The organism is Adlercreutzia murintestinalis (assembly GCF_943192905.1).
GTDB lineage: Bacteria > Actinomycetota > Coriobacteriia > Coriobacteriales > Eggerthellaceae > Adlercreutzia_A > Adlercreutzia_A murintestinalis.
The window spans coordinates 78,535-92,027 of record NZ_CALPCC010000008.1 but is presented as its reverse complement, the minus strand read 5'-3'; the positions used below and the strand labels follow the sequence as shown (position 1 = coordinate 92,027).

Annotated in this window: 9 protein-coding genes and 1 pseudogene; 8 read left to right on the top strand and 2 right to left on the bottom strand. The window is 58.4% G+C overall.

Features of this window, described 5'->3' with window-relative positions; genetic code table 11:
• Positions 1-748: 748 nt before the first annotated feature.
• Both NFR19_RS04000 and NFR19_RS03995 read left to right on the top strand, forming a co-directional pair.
• Positions 749-1,369, top strand: coding sequence for a TetR/AcrR family transcriptional regulator (locus tag NFR19_RS04000; RefSeq protein WP_251212497.1), 621 nt, complete (start codon positions 749-751; stop codon positions 1,367-1,369).
• A gap of 1 nt (position 1,370) precedes the next feature.
• Positions 1,371-2,357 (top strand): annotated as a pseudogene (locus NFR19_RS03995) (DUF5692 family protein); the annotation flags it as partial.
• Positions 2,358-2,830: 473 nt separating this feature from the next.
• On the opposite strand, the gene NFR19_RS03990 reads toward NFR19_RS03995, so the two are convergent.
• Positions 2,831-4,141 carry an MFS transporter gene (locus NFR19_RS03990; protein WP_251212495.1) on the bottom strand — a complete coding sequence of 437 codons (1,311 nt, stop codon included), beginning with the start codon at positions 4,139-4,141 and terminating at the stop codon, positions 2,831-2,833.
• 149 nt (positions 4,142-4,290) lie between these two features.
• On the opposite strand from NFR19_RS03990, the gene NFR19_RS03985 reads away from it, so the two are divergent.
• Positions 4,291-5,781, top strand: coding sequence for an iron-sulfur cluster assembly scaffold protein (locus NFR19_RS03985; RefSeq protein ID WP_251212494.1), 1,491 nt, complete (start codon positions 4,291-4,293; stop codon positions 5,779-5,781).
• Positions 5,782-5,908: 127 nt separating this feature from the next.
• Here the strand turns inward: NFR19_RS03985 and NFR19_RS03980 are convergent, their stop codons facing one another.
• Positions 5,909-8,038 (bottom strand): aldehyde ferredoxin oxidoreductase, encoded by a 2,130-nt coding sequence (locus tag NFR19_RS03980; protein ID WP_251212493.1) that lies wholly within the window; start codon positions 8,036-8,038, stop codon positions 5,909-5,911.
• A 304-nt stretch (positions 8,039-8,342) separates the two neighbouring features.
• Between NFR19_RS03980 and NFR19_RS03975 the strand changes: the two genes are divergently transcribed.
• The 5 genes from NFR19_RS03975 (at position 8,343) to NFR19_RS03955 (ending at position 13,464) form a co-directional block, all read left to right on the top strand.
• Entirely contained in the window at positions 8,343-9,113 is a 771-nt protein-coding gene (locus NFR19_RS03975) for a 4Fe-4S binding protein (protein WP_251212492.1), read from the top strand.
• A gap of 11 nt (positions 9,114-9,124) precedes the next feature.
• A complete protein-coding gene (locus NFR19_RS03970) occupies positions 9,125-11,398 on the top strand; it encodes a molybdopterin-containing oxidoreductase family protein (protein WP_251212491.1) in 2,274 nt (757 codons plus the stop codon).
• Complete coding sequence (locus NFR19_RS03965; RefSeq protein ID WP_251212500.1) at positions 11,398-11,940, top strand: 4Fe-4S dicluster domain-containing protein; 543 nt, start codon at positions 11,398-11,400, stop codon at positions 11,938-11,940. The genes NFR19_RS03970 and NFR19_RS03965 overlap by 1 nt, the downstream gene beginning before the upstream one ends.
• A 5-nt stretch (positions 11,941-11,945) precedes the next feature.
• A complete protein-coding gene (gene nrfD / locus NFR19_RS03960) occupies positions 11,946-12,848 on the top strand; it encodes an NrfD/PsrC family molybdoenzyme membrane anchor subunit (protein WP_251212490.1) in 903 nt (300 codons plus the stop codon).
• Positions 12,849-12,930: 82 nt separating this feature from the next.
• Positions 12,931-13,464, top strand: coding sequence for a DUF4430 domain-containing protein (locus NFR19_RS03955; RefSeq protein WP_251212489.1), 534 nt, complete (start codon positions 12,931-12,933; stop codon positions 13,462-13,464).
• The last annotated feature ends 29 nt before the right edge of the window (positions 13,465-13,493 follow it).

Genomic DNA, 13,493 nt, shown 5'->3' with positions numbered 1-13,493 from the left:
CGTCAAATATATATATATATATATATATATATATATATATATATATACGAGCTCCGCGCTTTCGCCGAGCCTCCGGAGGGGCCGTTCTCATCCCTTGACTTCTTGTATCTCATCAAGAAATACGTAGAAAGGATGATCTAGCGACGTTCTCAAGTGGAGAGAAGAGGGGTTCACCAAGCCATGGTATGCTTGGCTCTAAGGGCACATCGTATGGGTTCAGCTTTATGTACGGCAAGTTGTCAGTCGGCACGCCATTCTTCAGAAGCTTATCGCGCAACATCTTAAGGAGCGTCGATTTTCGCATCGCTGTCTTTCTGTGGACGCTTTTATCAAAGAGGAATCAAACGTTTCTTTGAGCGTTTGTTCATGACGCGGTCGCACTATATTAGTTTATTTGGCTTTGGCATTTCTATGATGTTCCAATCGTGCTTATAAAAACTGATTGTGTATATCAAACTTCAAAATATCTTTGGAAGTTTTTGAATTAGTTGGTGGTGAAAATCCATCGTGGTTTGCCGTTCATGGTGCTCGGTATAGTCGTTCAGAAGCTGTTGATAGGTGATGCGCGTTAGTTCGCAGAGGAGCATTCTGTAAGAGATGCAGATGAAGCCACGGACTGCCCCTTCTTCCTCGGTAAATGACGTGCCGGTAACGGAACACGCTGGAATTGACGCATTGTCAATTCTGTTCATTGACGCACTGTCAAACTGAGAGCTAATCTGCTGGCGACCGTTGAAAGCAGGAAGTTATGGCGAAGCGAGAGCATAGTGATCGAAGGGTGGAGGGCGTCGCAAAAGGCGACGAGCGCCGCCAGGAGATCATTGAAGCGGCCCGCGAACTCTACGAGCAGCAGGGGCTCTCGCACACATCCATCATGGACGTCACTGCCCGCATCGGTGTGACGCGCACGCTGTTCTATCACTACTTCTCTGACAAAGATGCACTGACCTCTGCTGTGCTCGATGCGTATATCGACGACTTCGTGGAAGCGCTCACGCATTGGAACGAAGGACGTCGCGAGGGCGATATCGATCATGCCTTGTGCACGATCGTGAAGCTGCTGCGCATCGGACTGTTCGAGAAGGATTCGTTTCGCGTTGCATTGGCGTCGCGCGAAAACGCCGCCTTGTACCTTGAATTCGTCAATCGCGTGGCCGACCATGCGGCCCGCTACATCATCGATACCACGGTGCGCGATTATGCCGCACTGCATGAGGTTCGGATCGAGCACCTGTATGAGACGTTCTACGTGCTGATACTGGGTGTGATCGGGTATCTGCGCCAACACCCCGACGCTGATGATGCCGTCATCGCCGACGTGATCGCGCAGACGCTCCACATAGAAGGATACGAGAAGAGGGAGGTCTGAGATGTTGTTCGATGTATATGGGCCCAATGCCCTGTACCAATGGTCGGGATTGGTGATGGTGCTCATTGCGCTGATCCTGCTGAACGAGTTCGCCCGACGGACGAAGGGCGGCGGCATCTTCATGTTCTTCGGCGTCTGCGGCGCCATGACGGTGTATTGCCTTGCAGTTGAGATCGGCGCGGTCATGGGTGCCGAATGGGCGCTCACGAATCCCACGCACACCGACATGAACAGCTGGTTCCATTATGCGAAGGTCTATGCGGCCACCGCAGGGTGCATCGGTTTCATGATGCTCAAGTACAGCTGGGGCAAAGTGGGGCGCTCGCACTGGTTCAAGGCGTTTCCGTTCGTGATCGTGGCCATCAACATCTTGATCGCGGTGGTCAGCGACTTCGAGAGCGCCATCCGCGCCTGGGGAACAACCTGGGTCTCCACCGAGGGCGTGCTGCTCAACGGCGGTTGGCACAACGTCTTCAACGGTGTTGCGGGTCTGCTCAACATCGCATGCATGACCGGCTGGTTCGGCATCTACATCTCGAAGAAGCGTCAGGACATGCTGTGGCCCGATATGACCTGGGTCTTCATCATCGCCTATGATCTGTGGAACTTCTGCTACACCTATAACTGCCTGCCTACGCATTCTTGGTACTGCGGCATCGCGCTGCTGCTGGCGCCGACCATCGCAGGGCTCATCTGGAACAAAGGCGGCTGGATCCAGAACCGCGCATTCACGCTTTCCATGTGGTGCATGTTCTGCCAGATGGTTCCCATGTTTGCCAACGATTCCATCTTCGCGGCACAGTCGGTGAACAATCCGGCCGTGAACACGGTGGTGTCGCTCGTTGCGCTCTTCGCGAATATCGCCGCACTTGCCTACATCATCTATCGCTCGAAGAAGTTGGGCGTGAACCCGTACAAGCACGAGGTATTCGTGGGTACGAAGGACTTCCGGGAGGCTATGGCTCGCCGTGCCGATACTGCCTATCTGCTTGAGACGATGCCTCAGAGCGCCACGCCCGCTGAGATCGCCGAGATGGTGGCCTACAACGCGCTGCCCGTTGAGGGTACGGTCGGGTACGCCTATGTGGCCGCGGCTGAAGGTCCCAGTGGTACGGTCGTCGAGGTGGAGACGAAGCGCGTTGCGCCCGATGAGGCGCCAGGCGCTTCAAACGATGACCAGGTGAGGCGCGAGTAGGATGCTGCTGTGCCTAGAGCGCTGCGGGGCGCGATGATTCGCTGCTTCGTGCGTCAAGCTAACCTTATGTGAAAGTAGGGCCGGAGGTGGTGCATCTCCGGCTCTACTGCATGGTGTGAGGCTTTGCATGAACAGGGGGCTCGGCCCCAAAAGAAGCGCCGTGAACAAGCGCCTTTCTGCTGTACGACCGCGCGGAATGACACCATCTGCTTCGCTGTGCGCATCGCCTGCGCCGGGCTTGTTCTGCTGCGCGTGCGGGGTCGCGGTCATTGCGCTGGGCGTCTCCCATGATCGGGGTAGGCGAACCATGCGATCACAAGCGACAGAACGAGCAGCACCAACACGCATGCGATGGTGGCGGAGAAGCCGACAGTTTCGGCAAGCGCACCCCAAAGCGTTGCCAAGAGACCGTTGCCAATATCGATGCCCAGCATGAACAGCGCGTTCGCTGCACCCCAGCGGGCCGGAGGGCTCAGCTGCACGGCGATGGTCTGATTGACGGGGATGCCAAGTCCCATGCAGAGGCCAAACGGTATGCTGGCCGCATAAAACGCAAGGGGCGTGGCGGTGCCGAGCACCCCAAGCGAGCATGCGAAAAGCATGCCGTACGCCAAAAGCCCGCCGCCGACCGCAACCCCCATGATGGCAAGGGGCGCGGCGCTATTCATGAAGCGGCCCGATGCGAGGCGCACCGCGATCATGACCACGGCGGTCCCGGTGTAGTACATGCCAGGATTGTCGACACCAAGATGGTTCCCGAAGACGCCCATATAGAAGATGTTGAACGCGAAGGCCCCGCTCATGAAGATGATGGTGACGGTGGCGGGGATGGCCCCGGGCTCGAAGATGCTGTCGAGCATGCGGCGGATACCGGTAAGCTCGGCTGCCTCGGTAGCCTGGGCTGCTTCGGCTCCGCGCTTTCCGAGGGTGCCTTCATGCCAGCGTACGTGATACGCCGAGGATGGCGGCAGCGCCTGCGGGCGCTTCTCGTAGCGGATGGCGAAAGCAAGCGCGACAACCAGCGCAGAACACACCGCTGTACCAACGTAGAAATTCGCCGGGGGATCGGTTGATACCAAGAAGATGGCAAGCGCCGGTCCGATGGACATGGATATCGCTTGTCCGAGTCCGTAATACCCAATGCCCTCGCCAAGGCGCGAAGCGGGTAGCACATCGGCTGCGGCAGTTGCCGATGCGGTGGTGACTGCCGAGAATCCGACACCTTGCAGCACACGCCATACCACGAACGCTGCATCGGTATTCGCGAAAAGCGGTCCGATGGTGCCAACGAGCATGCATGCTCCGCCCCACAAGAGAACAACGCGCCGTCCGCGGGTATCAATGAGAGGGCCGCTCACTACGCGCGCCACGCCCGCTGAGATGGAGAAGCAGAGCGCACCGATGCCCGCCAATCCGACAGAGCCGCCCATGCGTTCAAGGTAGACCGAGGTGCCCGCGTTCAACCCTTGACCGACCAAAAAGCCGCATAGCGTACATGCGACGATCAGGATGAAGACAGGGGTCCAGAGACGCTCGCGTGCGGCAGTGAACTCTTTCTCATGTGCCTGATCTTCCATTCTGCTCCCTCAGCAGCGACGGCAGCTTCTTCCCCAGAGCTCAACATCGCTTCGCATGGAACGGCTTCGTGCGCTCGTTCTGATTATATAATCGTTTCAGGCGAAGCGGCCGATTCGGGTCGTTCGCTTTGATGCTCAAGGAGATGGCCATGGCTGAGCGGAATGTCTATAGTGAACCAGAGGATCGCGTGCTGCTGCGGACCGCCGATGTGTACCAGACCGAAGCGCGTGACGATGTGTCCTCGTACTCCGATACGCTCTTGCGCATCGTTGCCGATTTTCGCAACTCAGGGCAGCCGGAGGGCTGTAACGCGCAATGCATGGTGGGAAAATCGAAGCGCGGTGAGGTGGCATGCCAGCTGTTCGCCCGCATCGACCCGCAGACGGGCATCATTGAGGCGGCGGGTTTCAAGGCGCGAGGATGCCTTGCCATGACCGCATGCGCGAGCGCCGCATGTCTGCTCATCGAGGACAAGGAGATCGAAGAGGCGTTGTGCGTGAGCCTTGAGGATATCCGCGCATTCGTCGATGACGTGCCCGCAGGTAAGGTGAATGCGCTGCATTTCGCGACTTGTGCGATCCAGGCGCTCGTGGGCGATTTCCTTCTGCGCGACGGTGCGTCGCTCGATGAGCTGCAAGAGGCGGTGCCGTGCGATGAGGACTCGATCTCGTGCATCATGGCCGAGCATTGCTCGTTGCGGCAATCGCGTCTTGATGCGCGCATGGAACAGGAGGCCGCTCGAAGAGCCGCCGAGCAAGAGACCGCGCTTGCTGACGTATGCGATCGCATCAGAGAGCGCACGGCGCAGGGCAAGCTGACCAAAGCCGCCGATTGGGCTGATCTCGTGCCGCCGTCATTGACAGCCGCTGAGTTCGAGGACGCAGTTGCAGAGCTCATCGGGAGCGTCCTCGATGACGACAGCGAGGACGAAGCGGCAACGGTGGAGCGAAGCGCGGCGGGCAGCGCTGTACAGCAGGCGGCATCGTCTGGTGCGCCTTCGGCGTTCGCGCACCGCGGCGTTGGCGTTCCGCAGCTGTTCGCCTGCGCTCAAGCAGGGGAGGAAACAGCGCTATCGGAGAGCGCGACCCCAGCCATGCCTGAGACCAAGCGCGTGTTCGCCGCGGAAGAGACCGCAGTCGACGACGATGATTTCGAGCTCGTTCCCCCTGAGGGCTACCGATTGGTCGAGGTGGATGGCGTTTTGATGCTAGCCGAAACGGATGAGCCTGCGCCGCAGCCCCACCGAGTGCCTGATGCGACCGGTCTCAAACAGCTTGCGCATGCCGACGACATCTATTATTACGACGCCAACGCTATGACGTCTGAATTCGCGCGATGGGCATACCTTGCCGATAAGGATGATCCTGTTGCCACTTTTGTCTTTTGCGTGCGTGAGGACTCGCAGGTCTATCCGCGGCCGCTCGCCCAGAGCAGCTTGGCAAACCATCCGTTCAACATGGATGCTGCTGCCGTCGAAGCTGCATGGGAGGCAACGCGCGCCGAAGAGGCCTGTGTCGATATCTGTCGGACTGAGGCAAGCAATGGCGATATCTACTACTATTCGTCTGACTATCTCGGGCACGACCATGCCCGCTCGCTTGCCGAATGGGAGTCGGTAGGGCGCTATCGCAACGTCTGAACGGGCCGCGCGGGAAGCGTGTGACGCGTTGCCTAGATAAACGAGAAGCGACGAATGAGAAACGGACAGGATCGATCCTGTCCGTTTCTCTTATCCGCTCGCATTGTCACGCTTCGGCGAACATGCGCTACGGCAGCAACCCGAGCGTGGCGAGTTCTTCCTTCACGTCGGGCATATCGTATTCGTCGAGGCACGCAGCGGTGGGGCAGCCGAGCTGCTCATCCCAACCGAACGTGCGATAGAGCATGGTGAGGCCTGTCTGATAGTCCTGCTTCTCCATCTTGTCGGTGCCCTCGCTGAAAGGTGCCTTGTCTGGATCCTTCGTGAAAGGCCATTCGGTCACGCCATCATGATAGGCGCGGAAATCGTTGGTGCCCATCTTCCCGGCCGCATCGGTCATGCCGCGCGCGGTGTTGGCGCGCTGGAGCGTCATGATCTTGGCACCGGCTTTGTAGAGCTCTTCGGTGGTCACATCCTCACCGGTCACCGCCTTGAAGAACTTAGCCTCCAGGTCGAGGTCGCCGCGATAATCACGCGCTTCCACCGGTGAGACGGTCATCGGCCACACCCAGTTGCACAGCGTCAGCGAATCATGCAGCACATCGGTCACCACGGACCACCAGGTGAAGTTCGCCTTGTGCTCGTTCATAGGCGTGTAGGCCATGTCCATGTCGATAGCATCCGCTCCACCCCAGACCTCCGCAGCGATGGCCTGCTTCAGCTCGAAAGGCAGCCCGCACCCTTGGAAGTTGACGGCGGAGTGGATCATGTCGTCGCGATTGAAGAGGCAGTTATACAGCAGCCCTACCTGTCCAAAGCACTCATGAGCATGATGCACCGGCCAGCCACGAGGGCTGATCATGCACGATGCGGTGGTGTTGTTCCATTCCATGTCGTTCCAGCGCTGCGTCCACACGTAGGTTCCATGTCCGATCTGGGCGATCTCGGAGTCGTTCTGTGCGATCTTGCGCAGAAGTGGTGGCATGATGGACGGGTCGTTGGTGTAGAACTTGTTCCAGTCGAACTCTGCGTATTCCTCAGGTGGGAGCACGCGCTCGAAGACGCCTGCGCTCACGCAGTGGGCGATATCGCGATAGAGTTGGGCGTAGTTGCACCACATGCCCAGATCGTCCATGACCGAGCCAATGACCTGGTTCCATACGAGGCTGTCTTGCGAATCGTCTTGGATGTCGGTGCCCAGGATCTTGATCATGTACTTGAACGGGAAGTTCGGCACGCATGTGTTACCGGTGGTGGCGTACCCGCCGTTCTCTTCGCTGGGCGGCACGTTCATATCAGAGTAGCAGTGGATGGGACAGCTGTGGCAACCGTCCATCTTGATGGTGTATTTCTCGGCTGCTGGACCGTCGTCCTTGGTCGATTTCATGCAGCGGTAGCCAACGGTGTTGATGTCGCCGGGTTTCGGTTCGCCCGTTTCGATGGGGCCGCCTTCGGCCTGTGCCCAGTACAGCCCGTTGCGAGCGGTCCAGCGCGATCCCTTGTCGTAGTACTGCGCCCACTCCTGTTGCGTGGAGGGCACCACATGGTTGTTGTTCGAGCCGATGATCTCGCGCAGCATGTAGTCGGACAGGTCGGCCACTGCCTGCGGATCGGCCACGTTCACCGTACCAGTACCGCGTACGACGAGCGCTTTCATGTTCTTGGAACCAAGCACCGTGCCGGTACCAGCGCCAGCAGAATGGTTGCGGGAATTGATGATGCAGGCGTACGGCAGCAGGTTCTCACCGGCCGGTCCGATGGTGGCCACCACCGTGTCAAGCCCCTCGCGGCGACAGAGCGCCTCGGTGGTCGCGCGCGTGCCAAGCCCCCACAGACCATCGGCTGATTTGATGGTCACCTTGTCATTGTCGACCATCACATACACAGGTTTTTCGGCTTTGCCCTCGATCACGATGCCATCGTAGCCAGCTTGCTTGATGCGCGCTCCCAGCATGCCGCCACAGTGCGCATCGACGATCTGATGGTCTTTCGTGAACGTGGAAAGCGAGGCGATGGTGGTGCGTCCAGCCAGAGGCACGCCAGAAGCTGTCAGCGGCCCTACCGCGAAGACCACCTTGTTCTCTTCGGCGAGCGGGTCGGTGCCGGCAGGCACTTCATCGAACATGATCTTGTTAGCGATGCCCATACCGCCGATATAATCTTTGTAGGGTTCTGTGGGAAACGTAGTGATGGCGCCATCGGTAAGGTTCACGCGGAGGATCTTACCAGTCCAGCCATAGGATCTCTTCTCTTCCATTGTTGCTCTCCAAATCCTTGTGCTCTCCCATGCTATGCGGACATCAGGACCAACGATCTAGAGTTCAACCACGGCATTGAGGGTAAAGTATGAGTAAATGGCCCCACATTGCATCACCGAGCCGTTACCGTATCGTCATATAAGGTCATGCGCATGTTTCGTCTTTGTAACATCAGCGCGTTCAGGTACGCTTCAACCGGTCTCTGCGCTATGCTTCGACCATTGTTGATGCTATGCGAACGTCAAGGATGCAACGGCAGAGCTCTTCCTGATGCTGTATTGACACAGGTAAGAGGAGGCCGTGATGTCAGTCGAAAAAGAGGGAACCGGCAAGGGCAAGGTTCCTTTTGTCAAAGATGCTTCGCTGAACGACCCGCAGCAAACGTCTGAAAGCGTGGACGCGGCGCACGATGCGAAGACAGATTCCCCGAAAAAGCATATGTTCACAAGGCGCAGCGTTTTGGCGATGTGTGGTTGCGGTGTTGCAGGGCTGGTTGCGGGAGGCGTGCTTGCCAGCTGGGGCGTGACCGAGCGCTCCATCGCATCGGGGCGGGTGGATATCAGAACCACGCCGCTCAAGATGATCGTGACCGATCGCGCTCGCTGTTCGGGGTGTCAGCGCTGCGAAATGAGCTGCACGCTGAAGAATGATGCGCGCGTTTGTCAGCATATCGCACGCGTGCGCGTGTGGGATAACTATAACTTCGGAGCAGGCGTGGACACCGGGGATGGCATCTTCGAGGATTGTCAGTTCACCGTTGAGCACTGCAAGCAATGCGAGGATCCGTGGTGCGCCAACTATTGTCCGGTACATGCGATCTATGCTGATCCGCAGACGGGCGCTCGTGTGGTTGATGATAGCGTCTGCATTGGATGCGGCATGTGCGCACAGGCATGTCCTTGGAACATGCCTCGCATCGACTCCGGGACGGATGTCTCTACCAAGTGCGTGTCGTGCGGTCGTTGCGCGGCGCAATGTCCCAATGGTGCCATCAAGTTCGTTGATTGGAAGAACATCGCCCAGGCGGCACTTGATGCCGGAGTGGTCCGCACCATCACGCTCGTTGACGCGTAAGGAGGTCCACCATGCAAACAAGACCTCTTACACGTCGTACGTTCGTTGCCGGTTGTGCTGCGGCAGGCACGGTAGCGACCTTAGGCGCAGCACAGGCGCAGGACGCTTTTGCGGAAGGCGGTCAGATAGGATCTGATGCGCGCCCTGAAAGCACGCAGGTGCACAGCATCTGTCAAGCATGTCCGAACGCGTGCGCGTTCACCGCATATACGGTCGACGGGAAGCTCGGCAAGGTGATCGGGGATGCGTTCGACCCGAATGCGGCTGGCACCCTGTGCGCGCGGGGCTATGGATACACTCAAAGCGCGCTCTCTGAGAACAATCTTCCCAATCCGCTTCGCAGGAAGGAGGACGGGAGCTTTCGCACCATCGGATGGGACGAGGCTTTCGCCGAAATTGGAGAGAAGCTTCAGGCCATCATCGACGAGTCGGGCGCTGGTGCGGTCGGCATGGTGTGCAACGGTGCGCTTCCGACCGCGCTTGCGTACGGTACGCGTTTCATGCACGCGTTGGGAAGCGGGAACGTGTGGATCGATGGCGCCACCCGCAATCTGTGCAAAGAAGCAGCCTTCGCTCAGGTGATCGGCACCGGATCGTATGCGCCCGATTTCGACAATGCTGAGGTGGCTGTTCTGATAGATACCAGTTATGCCGACGTGACGACGCCGGGCAGGGCTGCGGCTTTGCAAGCCTTGCGCGCAGCCGATAAGCCTATCATTGCGATCGATCCTCGCTTGGGTACGGTCGCCTCGTTTGCTGATACGTGGGTTGCGGTGAATCCTGGGTCGGAGCTTGCGCTGCTTTTAGCGGTGTGCAACTGTCTCGTGCGTACCAACCGCTATGACAAGGAGTTCGTTGCAGCTCACGCCAGCGGGTTCGCCGAGTGGGTCGCGGCAATTGATGGATGCACGCCTGCTTGGGCTGAGGGTATCACCGGCGTTCCGGGGTATCGGATCGAAGAGGTGGCTTCTCGCCTCGCTGAGGCGGCACCGCGGGTGGCCATCGAATACTGCAATGGCACCCTTGCTGCTGATGCTTATGTCAATTCAAGCCAGACCGCGCGCGTGGTGTGTTTGCTCAACGCATTGTTGGGGACGTGGAATGTGCCTGGCGGTGCGCTGCTGCCCTTCGATTATGCGGCGTATCAGCCTGAGGCTGTGCTCGCGCAAGCCGGTCCTGATGCGGCGCATCTTGAGACCGTGCCGAGCGTGGTGGGCTTTCCACTGGGCGCACCGTTTGGCGCCTCGGCTGCTGCCAGCATACAGCAGGCGCAGACAGGGTCGCTGAAGGCGATGCTTCTGGTTGAGGCGGATATGGCATACGATCACGCCTGCATTCCCGATGTGGACCATGCGCTCGGCGAGCTCGATCTGCTCGTGTGCGTATCGCAGCAGATGACGCAGACAGCAGCGGAGGCTGATTATGTTTTGCCGGTGTGCTCGTATCTGGAGTGTGGGTCGCTGCCCGTGTTCTTGCAAGGAGCAACCCCAGGCGTGGCTATTGCGAACGCCGTGATAGAGTCTTCCGCGTCGAATGCGCTGCCTATTGATCGTATCATCGAAGGACTTGCGCGCAGTTGTAGCGTAGAGGATGCGTTCGCTCTGTCGCTTGACGAGGTAGCGCAGGCGCAACTCGAAGGCATGGGCCTGACGGTAGAAGGTTTGCGCGAAACGGGTTCGGCTGCGGCAAGACAGAATGTTGCCCGCGTGGCAACATGGGCAACTCCCAGCCATCGCATCCAGTTCTCAAGCACAGCATGTGAAGAGGCAGGCGTGGGAGCATTGCCGCTTTGGGTTCCCCTTCCAGCCACCTCCAGTATCACTGCGGTGATCTCGGACGATATGAACGCACGTCAACGCGACCGCGTGGCGGTTCTCGCCGATGCTGACGAGCCGCTGACCTTCAACTTGATAACGGGTCAGCAGCCGGTTATCGGTCAAGACAGCGCAAATGTGGCAGAACTGATGGATATCGCCGAGCAATACGATTTGGATAGCGTATGGATCAATGCGGATGTCGCTGCGGTGCTTGGTATTGAAACGGGTGATATGGTTGCGCTTACCAACGACAAGGCAACGTGCCAGGCAAAGGCGTTCGTGACGCACCGTATCGCTCCTACCGCACTGTATCTGCCAAGCGGTTTCGGGCATACTGCGCAGCGCCAGCAGGTGTCCTTCAGGCAAGGTATCAACCCGCTCGTCTTCGCTGAGCCCATCATTGAAGAGGGCTACGGGATCCTGTGCACCCAGGGCGCATGCGTCAAGCTGTTGAAAGAAGGTGCATGATGGCACGGTATGGCATGTTGATAGATACGACGAAATGCATCGGGTGCTTCACGTGCAGAACGGCGTGCCAAAGGCAAAACGGGCTGCTTCCCGATCAGGACTTCATTAGGTTCGAGCAACGCGAGAGCGGCGAATATCCCGACGTTGCCATTGAGAACGTGCCATTGCAGTGCATGCATTGCGAGGATGCTCCATGCGCGCAGGTGTGTCCCACCGGAGCGGCGCATATGGGCGCCGATGGCATCGTAGAGGTTGACGAAGGGCGCTGCATCGGTTGCTTGTACTGCATGGCGGCATGCCCGTACCAAGTTCGCGTGCGCAACGCGCAGACCGGTACCGTGGATAAGTGCCGCTTCTGCACTGTTTCTGCCGAAGAGTCGGGCACTAAGATGTGCACCTGCGTGGAGGCGTGCTTGACGGGCGCGCGCATCTTCGGCGATCTGGACGATCCAGACAGCGAACTGTCGCGCGCGATCGCACGCACGAACGCTGCGCCGATCGCCGGTGATCTGACCGAATCAAAAGTGTTCTACGTGAGGTGATCGGGATGACTTTTGAACCTATTTGGGGCTTGATCATTGCAAGCTATCTGTTCTTGGCCGGGCTGGGCGGCGGCGCGTTTGCTGCGTCCGCCTATCTGCGTCTACGCTCGCCCCACTGCGTGCACCTGATTCGGTATGGGCGCATCATCGGCCCGGTCACGGTGATCGTGGGGCTTGTGTTGCTCATGTTTGACGCAACCGCTGGGTTTCATAATCCGCTGCGCTTCGTGTTCTTGCTCACCAATTTCGGCTCGGTGATGACGTGGGGCGTTGTCTTTCTTGGCGCCTTCGTGGTCATCTCGTTGATCGTCATGATCATGGACCTTCTTGGTGCAGGCCTTAAGATACCGAAGTGGCTTGATGTAGCTGGCGGTGTGTTGGGTATTTGCGTATGCGTGTACACCGGATGCCTTCTGGGTGTGGCGCGGACGTTTCCGTTGTGGAACAACGCTTTGCTATCAGTGTTGTTCTTGGTGTCGGCGGTATCAACCGGCATGGCTGCTATTCTGCTCATCGGCATATTCAGGGCGCCTCAGGAATTCAGCATCTCGGGCGCTTTCAAGAAGTTCCATTTCTTCTTGCCGATATTCGAGCTCTTTCTGGTGGCATGCCTGCTCTTCATCACGGCGAACAATGCGCAGGGGGCGGGCTGGACGTCGGTGATGAATCTGGTTGCCGGTGATTGCGCTGCGGTGTTCTGGCTGGTGTTCGTGCTGGCCGGTTTGGTGCTGCCAACGATCCTGGAATGGAAGATGCTGTTCATGTCCGCTAAGGAAGTGGAAGAATCGTGTCTGGGCCATCGGATCAGTGCTGCATCAGATGTGCTGGTGCTGGTAGGTGGCTTTACGTTGCGCGTTCTCATACTGGCCGCAGCTATGCCCCTCACGCTGATCCAGCCGTGGATGTGACTGGCAGGGAAACAGCGCGATACAACGGGTATCAAGTGATGATGTTGTAAAAAACGAAGCAGGTTCAGGGAGGTTGAATGCCATGAGAGCATATATGGTGAACAAAGAAGAGCACATGCGGTCGTCTCGCGCAAGAACCCTCAGTGGCGTTACGGCATGCATGTTGATAGTGGCAGCGTTATCAGTGGGCATGCTCGGCTGCTCGCCTGCCGCTCCGGCAGCGTCAAGCTCGTCGGGCGCGGTCAGTTCGGCATCGAGCAGCTCGGCATCGGATGCGACCGAGGCGGGAGATATCACGGTTACCGTGAACATGTCCGAGGCGGTGACCTCTCCTGAAGCTGCTGATTCGCCGCTTCAATTCGCCGAAGAGCAGATCAACGTGGTGTGTCCTGACGGCTCTACCGCCATTGAGGTTTTGCAAGCATCCGGGCGTGAGGTCAAGACCGACGGGGAAGGTGTCGCCGAGCAGGTGGTTGCTATTGGCGGTCTTGCGAACGGCGATGCGGGAGAGTCGAGCGCATGGACCTATCAAGTCAACGGCACCGAGCAAAGTGAGGCGCCCGGGTCATGCGTTCTGCATGACGGGGATACGCTCTCCTTCGTGTTCGTCGGCTAGGGAGCCGCAGTCAAACGTTTCGTAACAGT

Coding starts and splice junctions, on each gene's coding strand:
- NFR19_RS04000 (WP_251212497.1), top strand. CDS start 749: ATGGCGAAGCGAGAGCATAGTGATCGAAGGGTGGAGGGCGTCGCAAAA.
- NFR19_RS03990 (WP_251212495.1), bottom strand. CDS start 4,141: ATGGAAGATCAGGCACATGAGAAAGAGTTCACTGCCGCACGCGAGCGT.
- NFR19_RS03985 (WP_251212494.1), top strand. CDS start 4,291: ATGGCTGAGCGGAATGTCTATAGTGAACCAGAGGATCGCGTGCTGCTG.
- NFR19_RS03980 (WP_251212493.1), bottom strand. CDS start 8,038: ATGGAAGAGAAGAGATCCTATGGCTGGACTGGTAAGATCCTCCGCGTG.
- NFR19_RS03975 (WP_251212492.1), top strand. CDS start 8,343: ATGTCAGTCGAAAAAGAGGGAACCGGCAAGGGCAAGGTTCCTTTTGTC.
- NFR19_RS03970 (WP_251212491.1), top strand. CDS start 9,125: ATGCAAACAAGACCTCTTACACGTCGTACGTTCGTTGCCGGTTGTGCT.
- NFR19_RS03965 (WP_251212500.1), top strand. CDS start 11,398: ATGGCACGGTATGGCATGTTGATAGATACGACGAAATGCATCGGGTGC.
- nrfD (WP_251212490.1), top strand. CDS start 11,946: ATGACTTTTGAACCTATTTGGGGCTTGATCATTGCAAGCTATCTGTTC.
- NFR19_RS03955 (WP_251212489.1), top strand. CDS start 12,931: ATGAGAGCATATATGGTGAACAAAGAAGAGCACATGCGGTCGTCTCGC.